The organism is Marinomonas ostreistagni, assembly GCF_016461785.1.
GTDB lineage: Bacteria > Pseudomonadota > Gammaproteobacteria > Pseudomonadales > Marinomonadaceae > Marinomonas > Marinomonas ostreistagni_A.
On sequence record NZ_JAEMUH010000011.1, the window covers coordinates 97,614 to 115,360 of the forward strand.

Here is a 17,747-nt window from a genome sequence, read left to right on the forward strand (position 1 = left end):
TTCTCAATGTTTTTTGCGCTTCATACCTTGGTAAAAATGCCAATACCAAGGCTTGAGTAATAATTCTTGCTGATGCTGGTTCTCGATTTCTAGCTGCTGCTTAGATTGCTCTAATGCTTGAGTACGTTCTTGTAGAGAAGAGAGCTCTGAATGCACTTGCTTTAAAACAGATCGTTCGTCGGTCAATGTTTGTTCTAACTTCGCGATGTATTCAACTGCTTCGTTGTACAGTGAAGCTAGTTGTTCCGCATTATGGTCCTTTTCAGCGATGACATTAAGAGCATTCGAGTGTAGCGTCGACAAATGCGCAACATCTTCGTCTTTTTTGGCAATGACATCAAGTGCTTGCTGATGTAAGGAGGACAATTTCTCGATGCTGGCGTCTTTTTCTGCGATGGTGCTGATAGCGTGCTGATAATCGCGTTCAAGTTGCTCTATATTTTGATCTTTCTGTTGAATAGTACTCAAAGCGTGTTCATGCAATGATCCAATGCGGCTTAGCTCATTCTGGTTCAGTGTCTGTAAGGCTGCAACGTTTGTCTCATGAAGGCTGTGCGAAGCGCTTAACATTAGACTTAGTGTTTCAGTGTCACAGTGTGGTAGCCATTTTTGGTAAACTTGCTGATACGCAATGCTGGCGTTTTGCTCCGCGCGTACATTGGATGCATTGTTATGCATACGATAGATACAGCTTTGCTCATCAAGGAATTGAAACTCGCAATGTTGGTTGACTTGCAACCAGAAGTCCCAGTCTTCAAATAAATCGAATTGTTCGTCGAACTGAGCAAACTCTCGTATTTGAGTGTTAAATAGAACCGTCATAATAGGTAAACAGTTCTGGTATAACAGGCGCTCTTTAGTGAAGGCTTCACCTTGGTAAGACAAGAGTTTTCTCGAGCCTTGTTCGTCAATAAGCATCGCTTTGGCGACACAATGTACTGCGCCTAATTGACCAGAAGAATAGGTGTTTTCGTGCGCTATCACCAAACTACTAATATGAGCAGGGTCTAGTAAATCGTCGTCATCTAAAAATAAGCTAAAAGTGCCTTTGGCCGCATTTAACCCACGATTAGCTGCGGCTGAACGTCCTGTGGCTGTGTCGCTAGCAAGGTATTGCAGATACAGTTCGTCTTCCACCTTCAGTAAATCAGCCGCCAGCGTTTCAACATCGCCCCCACCATCGTTTACTAAAACGACTTCAAGAGGGCGATAGGTTTGTTCCACAATAGAAAGAATCGTCTCCTTTAATAAGTCTGGGCGATCTTTGGTGCGGACAATAACCGAAACAAGGCACTTAGTGTGAGAAAGGTCAGTGGAGGACAAATCAGTAGTAGATAAAGATGTATGCGACATATAGTTATAATAGGTTCTTTCATGCCATAAAAAGTAGATAGAGCACGATACCTTAAACAAGCGGTTATATCTATGTCTTCCCAAAAGACGGATACCGTTTGATAAGTCATTTTACTCCCCAGTAGTAAGCTAACCATGACTCTCTTGCTTTACGTCAGCTTGACGTGTCTCGTTTTGCCAACCTATAGGGATGGTGGTATCTTAGCCGCCATTTCAGTGATCCATTAAGTTAAGGCTGTCCATGATCCCTATTCGCTGGTTTTGGCAATACGCACTGCCTGTTCAACAGCGTCAGCTTATTTTACAGCTGACGAAACGTCAGATACAGCAGCGCTTTAAAGGCTCTATGCTAGGTGCCGCATGGGTGTTTATTACCCCAATACTGATGTTGGCGGTTTACACCTTTGTTTTCAAATCTGTCTTAAAAGCGAAATGGCCGGGAAATGAAGACGCCAATAACATCGAATTTGCCTTGCAGATCTTTTCGGGGTTACTGATTTTTAACCTATTTGCCGAAGTGCTAAGTCGTGCAGCCAGCTTGGTCACAGAGCAGCCAAATATGGTAAAGAAAGTCATCTTTCCACTGCCCATTTTAGCGTGGGTAAACGTACTGTCTGCCTTGTTTTTTGCTTTGGTGAGCTTCTTAGTGTTACTGGTTGGTGCATGGCTTATGCGTGGTGAGCTCAGCATTCATTTATTAGCAACCCCCATATTGTTGATCCTACTTCTGCCTTTATTGCTAGGGCTAAGTTGGGGACTGTCTGCGTTAGGTGTGTACCTAAGAGATCTAACACAAGTGATTACCTTGGTGTTAACGCCTTTAATGTTTTTATCGCCCATCTTTTATCCGACTGCGGCCTTACCCGAGTTTGTTCAAGGTTTTATGGTGATTAACCCATTGGTGATCCCAATTGAACTGTTACGAGATATCGTGATGCAAGGTCAATGGCCGCAACAAGGCATGGCATTACTCGCATACCTAATGGTGGCAGGGTTTATTATGGCATTGGGAGCGGCAGGCTTTCATAAATTGAAAAAGGGGTTTGCAGATGTCCTCTAATATTGCCTTGCACATTGATAATGTATCGAAAACCTATCACTTATACGATGCCCCGAAAGACCGCCTAAAGCAGATGCTATTTCGTGGTCGTAAGCAGTTCTTTCGCGAGTATCAAGCGCTGCAGCCAGTCTCTTTCTTTCTACCGAAAGGAGAAGTGCTAGGGGTCGTTGGACGTAATGGTGCGGGGAAATCTACCCTCTTACAGTTAATCTGTGGCACCTTGACGCCAACAACGGGCCACGTCAATGTTAACGGCCGTATCGCCGCACTGCTGGAACTTGGCGCAGGTTTTAATCCTCAGTTTACCGGTCGAGAGAACATCTATTTATCTGCCTCAATCATGGGCATCTCACGACAAGAAATCGACAGCAAAGTCGAAGACATCATTGACTTTGCTGGCGTGCGTAACTTCATTGATCAACCAGTGTCTACTTACTCAAGTGGTATGTATGTGCGTCTTGCTTTTTCAGTCGCCACCAGTGTGGAGCCAGATATTCTTATCATTGATGAGGCGTTATCTGTTGGTGATGGAGACTTTGCTCGACGTTCTTTTGAGCGCATCATGGCCATGAAAGAGCGTGGCGCCACGATCTTATTTTGTTCTCACTCCTTGTATCAAATCGAAGTGCTATGCTCACAGGCGATTTGGATCGAGAAAGGCCAGCTGGTCAAGCAAGGTGCTCCCGCTGATATCGTGCCGGAATACCAAGCTTTCTTAGACTGCTTAGCAGATAATCCAGAGGCAACGCCGGCAGATGTCCAAGCACGAGTGGTTTCTTCAACAACAGCTTCTGACTTACTGCCTGCAGAAGAAAGCAAAACTGAGACAGAAGCAAATACTGAACAAACACCTTCAGGGAACACACCACCAAAAGGCCAATACGCTCGCATACAAAAGGTTGAGGCCCACACGGATACTGAAAAAGGCGATGTGCTCAATATCGTAAGTGGTCAAACAGACGTCACATTACATATATCGTTTAAATCCACCCTAAAAGACGAAATACCACAAGTGGCCTTAGCCGTGCACAATGCTGCTGGACAACTGATTACCAGCTGTGGTGCTTGGGTAGCGGGTGTGCAGCCCAGTGTTGATGCGGATGGCATTGGCCGTATCTCGGTGACCTTTCCGAAAATGCCGCTGCTAAAGGGCACCTACTATATAGGCGTGTTACTGTTTTGTGAGCGAGGCTTGTTCTTGCACGATGAAGCGGACCCAGTGGTAACGCTACATGTCACCCAACCCAATCAAGAGCGTGGCTTGGTCATGCTGCCTCATTCATGGCAACAACCGGGACCAGCAAAGCGACTTAAAGAAGACGCCATCGTCACCGAACGAAAACCCAGCGGCCGCTGGAGTGTTCGTGAAGCCGATGCCGTCGCGGATTTTGAAAACATCAAGCGCCTGTTCCAAGACACCTTTAAGCAACCACTTCACGAAGACGTCTGGCATTGGAAATACCGTTATGCCAGCAGTCCAGGTTACATGGTTTCGGAAGGTGATGAAGTAGTCGGTTTCTGTGGTGGCGCACCACGTCGAGGCATGGTCAAAGGGACGCCTGCGACGTTAGCGCAACTAGGCGATGTCATGGTTGATCGTCGTCAGCGCGGTGTATTGACTAAAACGGGACCGTTTTATCGCAGTGTCTACGGCTTCCTGACCGAGAAAATCGGCCAAGGTCGAGACTTCCCATACGGTTTTGGTTTTCCCAATCGACGACACCTACGCGTCGGGGAGCGCCAGAACCTCTATGCCGCGACTGACCGTATTCTGGAAGCCCAATGGCCAGCCAAAGCAAACGAGCTACTGCTGACACCTTGGACAGGGGAGCCTCAACAAGGCCAAGTTATCGATCACCTATGGCAACAAATGGTGCCGCACCTGAATAGCTACTTGGTTGGCATTCGAGATCAAGAATGGATGCGTTTCCGCTTCCTAGAAAAACCCATGGATCATTACCAAATCTGGTTTGTCAGCCAGCCAGAACAACCGCAAACATTCATAGGTGTCGTGGTACTAAAAGATCACCCTGAAGCCGATCACATGGAGCTACTAGACTTTATCGGTACCCCCGAAAACAGTCATATACTGCTTGCCGCCGCACAACAACTGGCTGCCCAAAACGGACGACAGCGCATACAAACATGGTTATCAGGAAACGTTTACGCATGGCTTGAAACCGACGAAGCCAGCGTTGAACCAACCGAAGTCTTTGTCCCCGGCAACGCCCTCGACAACCCAGAACACCTAGCCGAATCCAAAGGCAACTGGTGGCTCATGGGCGGCGACAGCGACTTCCGATAACCACCCCTTGCAGGAACCCACTGCGCGGGTGAGCCAACCCAAATCTCGCATGTAGGAACCCGCTGCGCGGGTGAACCAAACCGCCATGCGGGTGAACAAAACCATAAACCAAGGACGGTTTAAATGAAAGGATACTCGCAACTACGCAAAGGGCGCTCATCCGCCCCAGATATTGTCTACCACCTAACCTTCGCAACGGATAAACGGGTAATTTACTTTGCAAACTTCCGCACGGCTCGGACAATCATCACCTACATGCAATATTGTGATTTACAAAACTGGTCCAAAACCATCGCCTTTGTTGTAATGCCTGACCATATCCACTGGTTACTGCAACCGAAAAACAAAAACATTTCAGAGCTAGTTCGAATAGTCAAAGAACGATCTAGAAAAAAGCTCCAAGTACACTGGCAAAAAGGCTTCTATGACCGCGCCATGCGCAGTGAACAGGAGAGCATAGATATCGCTCGATACATCATCGCAAACCCCAAAAGAGCAGGGCTCGTCACAAGCGTTACCGATTACCCACATTGGGACTGCATCTTCCTGTAGGAACCCGCTGTGCGGGTGAACCAAACCGCCATGCGGTTAAACAAACAACGCTGCGCGGTTGAACCCCCCATCGCTCGCACAGCAAGCTCCTACAAAAAACAGATACCCAATGTAGGAACCCGCTTTGCGGGTGAACCAAACCACCATGCGGTTGAACAAATAACGCCATCCGGTTGACCCCACCATCGCTCGCACAGCAAGCTCCTACAAAAAACAGATACCCAATGTAGGAACCCGCTTTGCGGGTGAACCAAACCTCCATGCGGTTAAACAAACAACGCTGCGCGGTTGAACCCCCATCGCTTGCGGGAAAATCTCTTTTGGTCATCAAGATAAAAGCTTGACTAAATGTTGAACGCTTGGTTAAGGTTTGCGTTCGCCCCAAATTGGGGCATAAAAGGATAACAAGGACTATTTAAATCAGGAGTTGCACATGACCAGTGCTAATCAACTATTGTCGTACTACGAAATAACGATGCAAGAAGCTCGTGAATTCATCAATGCAAACATTGCCAGCCCACAAAACATCTACTCTGCCGCTGCCCAATACGGAATCACATTTGATATGTTGGCTGAAATTTATGGACAAGGTGCCACCGGAGAGGTCGTAAAAGAATTTTTTGGCAATCAAGGTTTTGTGAACAGTGGGGATGCACCACACTGGAATGGTGGATATTTAGAAGGCGATTTTTCTTCTATGTACCAAGCCAATCAATCAGAACTGATGCAGAAATGGGGCGATTTACTGAATAACTACCGCGCTAAAATGGCTGGCTTAGACTGGGGGTCTCAAGGAACTAGCTTTGCCGAAGTGGAAAAAGAAGTAAATTGGTACTCCTTTGCAGAAGTGCTCGAAGGGTACGAAGCGGCCTATGGCGAAAATTCCGAGTGGATGACTTACGTAAATCAATGGCTTGATAACTTGATAAACCTCGATGCCTGGGATGATTTGGACGGCGAAGAATATGAAGAATCTTGGTCAACCTTGCTGCCTCTAGAGGAATGGGGCGTTGATGAAGCCACTTTTATATCAGTGCTGAACTTAGATGAAAACGACTTAGAATTTGCACTGGACACCCCAGATGTAAACTGGGAATCCTACTACGGTAAATTGTTAGAAAGCTTAATGGATGTCGAGACAGGCTACGGCGCACTACAGCCGGAGCAAGTAACTGCCGAGCCAATAGCTGCGCTAGATATCCAACTAGTTGGGATAACAGCCCAACAGGACGAAATGGTCTTGTAGGAACCCGCAGTGCGGGTGAACAAAACCGCTGCGCGGGTGAACCAACTCATCCATTGTGTGATGAATATTGTTCGCTTGCGCAGCAAGCTCCTACAAAACCTCCTGTAGAATCCCGCAGTGCAGGCGAACAAACTCTAAATTGGGGCTTGTTCTATCATGACTCTCCCGCCAAAATAACGGGTTTCCCTATCAGGATGATTGCTTGTGCTTGAACGATACTTTACTCCTTATCAAACAACCTCAGCGGTCTGCGGTGAACGCATCGCCATTTTAGCGCCCCATCCAGACGATGAAGTATTTGGCTGCGGTGGCAGTGCCTGCAAATGGGCCGAGCAGGGGAAACAGGTTCAAGCGTTTATCATTACTGCTGGAGTAGTTTCTGGAGAATTTGGTGATACCCCTGAGGCGGAAATCAAACGTGCGGAAAAAGCCAAGCTTCGCGCCGACGAATCCCGCACTGCAGCGCAAACTTTAGGCTTACCAGAGCCTGAGTTCTTTGAGCGGCAAGATGCGGCATTATTAGATGACCAAACCATCGAAGCTGCGCTACTTGAGCGTTTGATCGAATGGCAACCAACGACTTTGGTGGTGCCTTCCATATGGGAAATGCATCGAGATCACCGAGCGACCGCACAACTAGGGCTATCTTTGGCGAAACAGCTGCCGACGATAGAGCGACTTGCCTTCTATGAAGTGGGGATGCCCATGACCCCAAACTGTCTGGAAGACATCACCGCTTACCAAGAACGTAAATGGCAAGCCATGCATAACTTTCCTTCCCAATTAGAAGGGCAACACTACGCCGAGCAAATGCGAGGGTTAAACACCTTTCGCTCCTACACCCTAGGGCTAGATGTTCATTACGCCGAAGCGTTCTACATTTTAGAGAAAGAAGAACTGGCTGGCTTTACCGAACAACACCAACCAGATCAAACCACCCTAACGCTCAGACACGCAGAAAAGCAGGCACAACAACAGCAGCAACAAACAGAACAAATGCAACAACGCATACAAGAGCTGGAACACATGCTCCACCAAACACACCAAACCTTATCTTGGCGCATCACCCAACCCTTACGTTGGCTACGCAGCAAACTGTAAGCTTCGCCATGCGGTTAAGACAACCAAACCACCCTGTAGGAACCCGCTGCGCGGGTGAACAAAAGCCCCTCTGCAGGTTAACAAATCGATTTAAACCATATGAACTGTTATTCACTTTTGTTTTGAATGACATTTATCTGTAAAAAAATCAAAAAAAACGCACGAACGAAATAAACCCGTTGAACTATCGCCGCCCTTTATGAGACTCTACGGGCACTAATATCTTTGTTTTTGTTGCGATTTTTATCTCAAGAAAAACGAGACGCGAGCGATAAGAGAAAAGTTCACCTCGTGTGATGCCCGTCACACCAATTTGACGGAGACTCTATTATTCTCGTAAACATGCTAGGTGAGGCTCGGATGACTTCACCAAAGTGTCACAAAAAGTACGCACAATGTTGCACACACATTTAACCGTGCAAGCGGCTTTTACAGCACTTAAAGCAACCGGTACTAGCGCGGATGCGCAAGTAAACACTAAAACTAATTCAAGTGAGGTCAATATGAAGTATTCAGACCGAACGCGAAGTTTAGTAACTAAACCTTGATCAAGGAGTTTATAAATGGCTATTACTTATGAAGTTCGCCAAGATCTACTAACGGCTATCGTTGGTATGTTTGACGGTGCACCAACTCTAGACCTTCTTACTTCTCTAGTAGAACGTATCGAAGACGGTGCAACTGTTGCAGAACTAGCTGACGAGCTAGGTGAAACAGAAGAGCTTGCGACTATCTACCCAACTTACCTAACTGCTGAAGAATTCGCAGAGTCTTTCGTTGGTAACCTACTAGGTGACAACGTTGACGCTGACACTCTAGCACTAGGTGAAGAGTTCGTTGCTGGTCTTATCAACGGCGGTTCTTCTCGCGGTGAAGCTATGTACACTGCAATCCAAGCGCTTGCTTCAGTTTCTGAAGACGACGCGACTTGGGGTCAAGCTGCAACTCAACTTAACAACAAAGTTGACGTAGCAACGACTTTCGCACTAACAACTGACTTCTCTGGTCTTTCTCTAGAAGAACTACGTTCTGTAACAGCAGACGTTGACGCTTCTGAAGATTCTGTAACAGATAAGAAAGCGCTTATCCAAGCAGGCATCCTAGATGCAGACGCTCAAACTCAGCGTCTAACAACTGGTCAAGACTTCCTAGAAGGCACGTCTCTATCTGACTTCTTCAAAGCGACTTACTTCGACAACCAGAACACTCTACAGTCTGGTGACGAAATCGACGGTGGCGCTGGCACTGATACGCTTTACGCTAAGATCGGTAACTCTGCTGATTTCGCAATCAACGTTGAAACATCTTCTGTTGAAGTAGCGAAATTCCAAGCTCAATCTACAGTTACTGATAATTCAGACAACGAAGTTGCTTCTGACCTAGTTGCTGGCGATTCTAACGCTTACGCACAAGTTGACGCGCAAGACATGGACGGAACAGTTGAGTTCTGGTCTGTAAACTCTCGTGCTGACCTAGTAATCGAAGACGTACGTAACGATTCTGATGAAACGACAATCGTTATGCAAGACACTGATGCGGGTGACGTTGACTACGCGGTTTACTTCGATACTCAACACATCACTGCACCAGACGGTACAACTGCAGGTTCTTCTTTATACCTAGAGATCCTTGACCTTCAAGGTATGGCTGATGGTACTGGCCCTCTAACAAACAACCCATACAAAGGTGTAGTAATCACTGTTGATGGCGTTGAAGTTGAGCTAGTAGCTGACGAAGCGATCAATGCTGAAAACCTAGGTGCTGAGCCTACTTACCAAGACATCGTTGATGCCCTAAACGCAGCTCTAGAAGCAGCTGGTTACACTACGATCACTGCGTCTCTAGGTGATCAGTTCAGCAAGTACAGCTCTGATGATGGTGAGCTATACTCTGGTACAACTATCGTACTAACTAACTCTGGTTCTGAAGAGCTAGGTTCTGTTGGTTGGGTTGCAGACGGTGCAGTACCAGCTGAAACAAACGTTCACACAAACATCACGAACGAAGACCCAGCTGTAACAACTTACCTAACTCAAACTGACATCGAGCTAGACAACGTTGGTCGTGGTTCTGAGTCTGGTGACCTACGTGCCGGAAACATGTCTACTGGTGACTCTGGTTCTGCTGGTATCCAACAGTTCAACGTGACTGTACATGATTCTAGCTGGATCACTTCTTTGTCTACGACTAACGACGACCTAGAAGAAGTTTACGTTGTAAACAGCACTGAGCTACTAGACGAAGGCACTAACGGTGACCTAACTATCGGTGACAACGGTCATGACGACGGTTACAACGGTCTTGAGAACGTTCGTGTATTCGACGCGTCTGCAATGACAGGTGACGTTGATCTTGAAGCAGCTCTAGAAGATGCAGTAATTGCTAAGTACTTCGACAAAGAAGATACTGCCAACGATTACGAAACTGATAACATCCAGTTCGAATATTCTACTGGTTCTGGTGACGACACTGTAATGCTTACAGTTTCTGAAGAAGCGGTTTCTTACGAAGACTTCGAACTAACAATCGATACAGGTGCTGGTAACGACGAAGTAATCTTCGAAGTTGAAGGTACAGCTACAGACAGCCTAGATGCTAACTGGAACGAAGACCAAGAAGATCTTGATAACATCGTAATCTCTACTGGTGCGGGTAACGATACTGTTCGCGCTCTTGGCGACGGTGAAGTGACTATCACAACTGGTGCGGGCAACGACGTTGTTTACTCTGACAACTCTGGTCTTGATTCACAGGCAGCAACTTGGTTGTTCAACGCAGAAAACACTGATATCGATGACCTAGAAGGTTCTGATAACAGCGAAAGTTTCTTCCTTTACAACGCTACTGTAACGGTAACTTTCTCTGCTGGTGCTGCGGCTGCTGGTGTTTCTTCAGGCACAGCTGCTGAAGATGATAACGGTTTCGAATCTTCTTCTGTATCTATCGACGTTTCTGATTACGTTGCAGATATGGCTGACATCAATCAAGCTCTTAAAGAAGCGATCAACAACGACGCAACTCTAAGCCAGTGGTTGGTGGCGACAGATGGTCCAAACGATTCTGTAATCGTTACAGCGCTTGTTGATGGTGTTTACGATGCTGACGATCTACTTGTTACTATCGACCAAGCTGCACTGCCGACTAACCCATCTACTGCTTACACAACAGTTCAAGCAGCATGGGAAGCTTACAACGAAAACTCTGCTATCGCTGATATTCTAGATACAGATCTAGATACTCAATTAGCTAACATCAAAGCATCATCTACTAACTCAGGTTACAGCACTGTAAACGCTGCGGGTACAACTACTGGTACATCAGTACAAGCTACTCAAGGTGACGCAGTAAACGAAGTTCAAACATTGAACTTTGCTGGCGTAACTGCTGATGATACTGCTACATACACTGTAACTATCGGTTCTGACGTGTTCACTTACACAGCTGCCGCAGGTGATGGTGCTACTGCAGCTGGCGTTGCTTCTGCTGTGGCTGCAGTGATTGACCTTGATGCGAACTACACTGCATCTGCTTCAGGCACTGTTGTAACTATCGAAGCTGTTGCTGCAAATGCTGGAACGAACTTAGCTACAGCTCAAGTTGTAGGTAATAACGTAGACGCTGGTGGTGTTGATGAAGCTGCGTTGGCTGCCCTAGTAGATGTTGATACAACTACTGATGGTCTAGCGGCTGGTGCAACTCTAGTAGGTGTAGCTTCTGATGAAGAAGCTAACAACAATACGATCAACCTAGGTTCTGGTAACGACGTTCTTGCGCTAAGCACTAACGACGATTCTGCAGAAACAATCGTATTCACTGGTACTGATATCGGTAACAACGATATCTTGAACTTCGCTCTAGCTGAAGACACTCTAGATTTCACTGCATACCTAGAGAACCTATCTAGCGCTTCTGGTTCAACTGCATCTCAACAGACAATCGCTACTTCAATCCTAGATTCTGGTAACGATACTGATGCAGAAGCAGCTAACATCGACTTAACTGCAAACCTTGTAGTTGTAGTAAATGACTTCGCTGACGGTGGTTCTACTACTGAAACTTGGGCGAACTTGACTGCTGCTAGCTTGAAGGCTGCTCTTAACGATGATGGTACTGGTACTGACGACTACGCTAACATCTCTACTGCAACACACACAGAAGCAACTGATCTAGTTGGTTCAACTCAAGACTCTATCATCATGATTGAAAACGATGATAACGACGGTGAGTACAAAGTGTTTGAAGTAACTTCAACTGTTGGCACAACTGATACTGTATCTACTGTAACTCTACTAGGTACTGTAGACTTCGGTGAGTCAATCGACAACACTACTGTCGTTGCTTAATATCTCTTAATTACCTTCGGGTAGTTAAGCGTAAAGCTAAAAACCCTCATCCTTCGGGATGGGGGTTTTTTTATGCCTATGGTTTGTAGGAGCTTGCTGCGCGAGCGACCAATATGCATCACATAAGGGTAGCAAGTGTTCACCCGTAAAGCGGGTTCCTACAATGTTGGTTTGTTCACCCACACATCAGTATTTCGCAATGATGGGTGTTTTGTAGGAGCTTGCTGCGTGAGTGACCAATATGCATCACATAAAGGAAGCAAATGTTCACCCGTAAAGCGGGTTCCAACAATGTTGGTTTGTTCACCCACACATCAGTATTTCGCAATGATGGGTGTTTTGTAGGAGCTTGCTGCGCGAGCGACCAATATTCATCTCCCAAGGGAAGCAAATGTTCACCCGCAAAACGGGTTCCTACAATGTTGGTTTGTTCACCCTCACATCCATATTTCGCAATGATGGGGACTTTTTTCTTGCTACACCTTATTCAACCCCACACGTTACTCAAACTTTACACTCTCAACTTCTGCCAAACTGTTTCATCGCAAAATAAGCATTATATAATTGAATATATTAGGAATCATTATTAATAAGGATGTGACATGTCGACTCGCAATGATGTACTTTCGATTATCGTCGGAACTTTCTCTGGCGCCCCCACTGCTTCTCTTCTAGAGCGCTTTATCGCCCAAGTTGAAAATGGCCAATCACTGAGTGACTTAACTACCGAGCTCGTGGCCACTTCAGAGTTTGATACCTTCTACCCAGATACACTTAGCCATGCACAATTTGCTTCGGCATTTCTGACTGCGCAGTTACCTTTATCCTTAAGGGAAGATCTGCTCCCACTAGGGATAGAGTATATGGTGGCTCAACTAGAGCAGGGCGCTAGTCGAGCAGAAGTGGTTTACAGTGTGATTGAGAGCCTAATAAGCTTCTCCAACACAGACCCTGTGTGGGGGACATTAAAGCTGTATTTCGATGACAGTGTGGCCTTAGGCGATACGTTTGCCCGCACCAGTCCTATTGATAATCCGAGTCTACATCAGCTGCGACAAATTATTACTTCGCGTTCTCTCGATGGCGAGTCCAGCATCACCGCAGAAATAAACGAGCAAGATGTGATTTACGGTACGGATGCCAATGATGCCTTTTCTATTGTGTTAGCTAACGCGACCGAGTTAAACAATAACTTAACAATAGAAGCGGGTGAGGGGACGGACGAGCTAGTCATTGAGCTTGAGTCACTTGTTGGGCTTGGTAGTCATGGCTTAGAGCACATTACGCTGGTTAACGCGTCTGGCGAAAATATTGCGTTTGATGCCACAACGATTGACACAACATTGGAATCATTGACTTTAGCAAGTGTTGGGGAATTATCGGCTGTCAACCTGATGGCACCTTCATCTGAGTTGCAGCTGACCGCAGAGTTGACCCAAGAAAGCGTAGAGATTACCTTCGACAGCAATGCGGTTACACAGCAGCATGGCATTGCCGCGTCAGTGCAAACCGGATCAGCGCTAGTCATAGAAGTACTTGATTTTGATAGCCCAACAGGGCAATGGCTCAACAATGGCTACATTGGTTTGGCCATCTCATTAAATGGTATTACTTACGAGCTTGTGGGTGATGCGCCGTTTCAAAGTCATGCCGAGCTATTGCAGATTTTGCAAGATGCGATTCAAGAACAAGGGTTGGAAGAACAGCTAAAGGTGAGCTACGGCTCACAGTTTTCAAAGATCTCCAGTGACAATGGTGAAACGTATGTCGCGCCTGAGATTATTCTAACCAGCACATCAGGCGAGCTTTTAAACCCACAGTGGCTGGCAGATGGAATCTTACCTTGGGGAGATGTTCATACGGCGATTTACCAGCCTGAATTAGATGGGCAAGCGATAGCCAACCTAACACTCAACCAGGTAGGAGCCAATGGTGAAAGTGTCGATATACTCATCGGTGCCGAAAACAACGAACAAGATATCGCAGGCATTAACTACCTAAACCTAGACCTGATTGGTATAAACCGTCTCGAAAATATTGCTTCTACGAACAATGCTTTGAACTCTGTTTCCGTAACAAGTGAAAGCTCTGCTAGGTTAACGCTAAATGGCCTCGACGATATTGCCTCATTTACGGTCAGCGGTGGTATTGATTATACATTTATGACGGCCACCTTAACTGAGGCGAGCTTAGAGAAATACTCGATAGCTGAAACAGACTTTACTTATCAAATGTCTAATGGTGCTGATAGATTATACATTTATCTAGACGAATCGTTACAGCAAAATGAAGATCTGCATTGGATTGTCGATACTCAACAAGGTAATGATAAGGTCTGGTTTGCCACTGACTTTGCTGGAACCTTAACGGTTACAAGCTTAGCAGGACAGGTGTTTGATTTAGGTAAACTGTATTTAACCGGTGTGATAGCCGATCAAATTGAGCTGGATTTTTCAGCTTACTTGACGACTTATCAAGCAGATGACAAGGATCATACTGCTTTGGCTTCGTCTTATGTTGTGCTAGAGGCGAGTGGAGAAAATGAGATTGCAGCTAACAGTATTGTCTCGTTTGATGTTGATAGTGAGGTGTATGAGTTATTAACCGAAACGAGCTTAATCGAAGTATTCAATGGCTTAACTGAAATCGGTGAGTTATCCGATCAATCCCTTGATGCATCTGTGACTGAGGCTGACCTGAGCAGCCAAAGTACAGGGGATTATGATGACGCTAACCGAGAATACCTGCTGATTGTAGAAAACAGCGATTCCAATGAGTTTAAAGCCTTCCAGTTGCTTGCTGATGTCGGCGAAAGTGACTTTTCTAAAGCGAACTTAATTGGAAGCTATGACTTTGGTGAAATGAGCGTCGCAGAAATATTGGCATAAAGTGTAGGAGCTTTGTTTTATAGGCGCTTGCTGCGCGAGCGACAAGCAAGCAGGTTCACCCGCACAGCGGGTTCCTACAATGGCTGGTTTGGTTGACCCGCACATCAGTATTTCGCAATGATCGCAATGATGGGTGTTTTGTAGGAGCTTGCTGTGCGAGCGACAAGGAAGCAGGATCACCCGCGCAGCGGGATCCAACAATGTTGGTTTGTTCACCCGCACATCAGTATTTTGCAATGATGGGTGTTTGTAGGAGCTTGCTGCGCGAGCGACCAATATGCATCAAACAAGGGAGGCAAATGTTCACCCGCGCAGCGGGTTCCTACAATGTTGGTTTGTTCACCCGCACATCAGTATTTTGTAATGATGGGTGTTTTGTAGGAGCTTGCTGTGCGAGCGACCAATATTCATCCCCCAAGGGAGGCAAATGTTCACCCGCACAGCGGGATCCCACAATGGTGGTTTGGTTCATCCATAAGTTTTGAGTTAGCTCAGCGTAAGTCGATGAGTACTTTGTTATGTTAATCCCTGCCGCAGGAGGTGGTGGGTAGATAACAAGGAGGCTTTATGACGATTCTATTTTTTCATTTCGATGGTACTTGTAACGATCCCACCGATGCGGAGCATTATCAGCAGCAAGATATCAGTATTACTAATGTTCTAAAGTCTCATTTATGGCTTGGGGGAACGCTGTCTGCGGCCTCGACGGCGAGTCGTTTACCCTCTGGCGCGGTCAGTTTTTATTACTCAGGTGTTGGGACATACGGTTCCAGTGCGGCGCGTTATATTAACGCGGGCTTGGCGATAGAGCAGGGGGATGTGGCGAGTATCTTGAATCAGGCGCTGTTTGATTTCCAAAGTTACTTCCATGATCGTATTTCTCTAATTGTGTTAATTGGTTTTAGTCGAGGGGCCGCTTTAGCTCGGCGCTTTGCGGCACTACTGGATGGCTTGTTACAGCGACCAATCGTGATCGAGGCGGTGATGGACACGGTCGCGTCGATTGGTTTACCTAACTTAGATAAAGCGCAGCGTCCAGCCCATGAGGTGGTGTTCGAATATGGCGGTACATTACCATCCTGTGTCCGTAACGCTCTGCATTTGGTGGCGTTGGATGAACAGCGCTTAGCGTTTCGCCCAACCTTGATGAATCACGATGAGAGGGTTGAAGAAGTCTGGCTCGCGGGCGTTCACTCTGATATTGGGGGTGGTTATCGCTACGATGGCTTAGCAGATATTAGCTTGACCGTTTTGATGCGTTGGCTAGAAACGCAATTACAGCAGTCAGTGTATCAACAGCAAGTGGCTTGCCATGAGCCTTGGCTAACACCAGATATGCTGGCCATTCGACATAACCCACTGGGCATCATTCATTATCAAGATCGACTGCCATTGTACCGACATCTGACACTGGCTCCGCGGCATTGCCATGTACTCAAACAAGGTGTGCCGTGCGCTGTTACCGCCCCAAGATGGCATACATCGGTTTCTTATCGTCAAATGAAGTTGCCTAATTATCAGCCTCTTGCCCGTTGTGTGAGTAAGCCAAGTGTGTGGCAGATGCCTGAGCATCTGTCCCCAGACAGTGGTTCTACTTTGATATTGGAGCCAAATAAGAATAAATTGCAAAGCGTGTGAGGGCTATCACGTCAGTCGCTCCGAAAACTGCTAGTATGGTGGGCTGAATTGATAGGCTCGGAAGTAGTTTTGTGACGTTATCTAGAAGTGAATTGTTTGAAGGGATTCGGTTAGCGAGGCCGCTACTGATCTTATTTATCTGTGTGGCCCATTTACCTGGTATTAACAGCTATGAGTCGGATTATGACCAATACAATCAAATTAGTACTTTGTTTGCTGTTTATATTAAGGATTTTCTGGCCAGAGGTGCTGTCCCAATTTTAACCGTGATTTCGGGCTATCTTGCTTATTACTCCTACCAGAAACGTGCCTATTTAGGCATGTTAAACACGAAGATTAAGCGATTGCTAATACCATTTTTTGTATGGAATATTATTGCCTTATGTTTCTTTCTAGGACTGTATAAGGCGTTTGGTTTGCAATACGCAGATGTTACGAGCATTGATTCCTTTTGGGAGACTTGCAAAGCATTATTAGGCATTTATCGTTTGCCTGTTAATGCGCCTACGTACTTCTTACGTGACTTATTTATGATCATGCTGATTTTGCCGGTGATCCATCTGATCTGCCAAAAGTCGTGGTTGTTTGTATTGGCGGCTGGTTACTACTTGGTGTATTTCTGGAATGATCCGGGTATTACACTACGAATATTGGATTGGGTCATTCCGCTGACATTTCGTATGGATATGGTGCTGTTCTTTGCCTTGGGATATTTCTTGGCTGTGAAGCAAATAGACTGTCCTAAGGTGAGTCGTTATAGTGCGTTGGTCTATGGCATTCTACTAGGGGTCTTAGGGCTGTTGTTTAGCATGGCTTTATCGGGTTTAAACCCTGCTCCCGAGGTATATGTACAGTGGCGCATGTTACTGGGTGGGCTATTTGTCTGCGCTGCGCCGGCAATATTAGTGTGTTTAGTGAACAGTAAGGACACACCTTTTGGCAAATTGCTTGGCAAACTTTCTCCCTATTCCTTTATCTTGTTTTTATCCCACTCTGTATCCTCGACGCTGTTCTCTATATTCACCCTGAATATTTTGCATTGGCATGTTAATGAGCGTTCTAGTTCTTGGGAGCAGACAAGCTATATATTAATGTACTTAGCAACGGTCTCAATTGGAGCTGTGGTTGTATTGCTGTTTTGGCGTAAAGTGACAGAGATGTTTTCTGTTCAGCGTTTCTCAACCAGAACAGTGTAGCCCGTTAAGCAGAAAAGTAATAAAGTTTACCGACAGTGGATGTGGCTGTCGGTAAACATATCACG

At 46.1% G+C, this 17,747-nt stretch carries 10 protein-coding genes; 9 read left to right on the plus strand and 1 reads right to left on the minus strand.

From position 1 onward, the window contains the following. Window positions 1-3: 3 nt before the first annotated feature. A complete protein-coding gene (locus tag JHD44_RS12445; RefSeq protein ID WP_199463098.1) occupies window positions 4-1,353 on the minus strand; it encodes a glycosyltransferase family 2 protein in 1,350 nt (449 codons plus the stop codon). A gap of 241 nt (window positions 1,354-1,594) precedes the next feature. Between JHD44_RS12445 and JHD44_RS12450 the strand changes: the two genes are divergently transcribed. The 9 genes from JHD44_RS12450 (at window position 1,595) to JHD44_RS12490 (ending at window position 17,682) form a co-directional block, all read left to right on the plus strand. Next, window positions 1,595-2,413: an ABC transporter permease gene (locus JHD44_RS12450; RefSeq protein WP_199463100.1), complete on the plus strand. Its 819-nt coding sequence runs from the start codon at window positions 1,595-1,597 to the stop codon at window positions 2,411-2,413. Beyond that, entirely contained in the window at window positions 2,403-4,718 is a 2,316-nt protein-coding gene (locus tag JHD44_RS12455; RefSeq protein WP_199463102.1) for an ATP-binding cassette domain-containing protein, read from the plus strand. The genes JHD44_RS12450 and JHD44_RS12455 overlap by 11 nt, the downstream gene beginning before the upstream one ends. 123 nt (window positions 4,719-4,841) lie before the next feature. Continuing rightward, window positions 4,842-5,270: an REP-associated tyrosine transposase gene (locus tag JHD44_RS12460; protein WP_199463104.1), complete on the plus strand. Its 429-nt coding sequence runs from the start codon at window positions 4,842-4,844 to the stop codon at window positions 5,268-5,270. 433 nt (window positions 5,271-5,703) lie between these two features. Further along, window positions 5,704-6,516, plus strand: a complete 813-nt coding sequence (locus JHD44_RS12465; protein WP_199463106.1) for a hypothetical protein — start codon at window positions 5,704-5,706, stop codon at window positions 6,514-6,516. A 204-nt stretch (window positions 6,517-6,720) separates the two neighbouring features. Beyond that, window positions 6,721-7,617 (plus strand): PIG-L deacetylase family protein, encoded by an 897-nt coding sequence (locus tag JHD44_RS12470; RefSeq protein WP_199463107.1) that lies wholly within the window; start codon window positions 6,721-6,723, stop codon window positions 7,615-7,617. A 563-nt stretch (window positions 7,618-8,180) separates the two neighbouring features. After that, window positions 8,181-11,960 (plus strand): beta strand repeat-containing protein, encoded by a 3,780-nt coding sequence (locus JHD44_RS12475; protein WP_199463108.1) that lies wholly within the window; start codon window positions 8,181-8,183, stop codon window positions 11,958-11,960. A gap of 602 nt (window positions 11,961-12,562) precedes the next feature. Next, on the plus strand, window positions 12,563-14,848 hold the full coding sequence (locus tag JHD44_RS12480) for a hypothetical protein (protein ID WP_199463109.1): 2,286 nt from the start codon (window positions 12,563-12,565) through the stop codon (window positions 14,846-14,848). Window positions 14,849-15,415: 567 nt separating this feature from the next. After that, window positions 15,416-16,486 carry a T6SS phospholipase effector Tle1-like catalytic domain-containing protein gene (locus JHD44_RS12485; protein WP_199463110.1) on the plus strand — a complete coding sequence of 357 codons (1,071 nt, stop codon included), beginning with the start codon at window positions 15,416-15,418 and terminating at the stop codon, window positions 16,484-16,486. Between the two features lie 71 nt (window positions 16,487-16,557). Next, the gene (locus JHD44_RS12490) at window positions 16,558-17,682 is read left to right on the plus strand and encodes an acyltransferase family protein (protein WP_199463111.1); all 1,125 of its coding nucleotides are present in this window, start codon (window positions 16,558-16,560) and stop codon (window positions 17,680-17,682) included. Window positions 17,683-17,747: the final 65 nt, after the last annotated feature.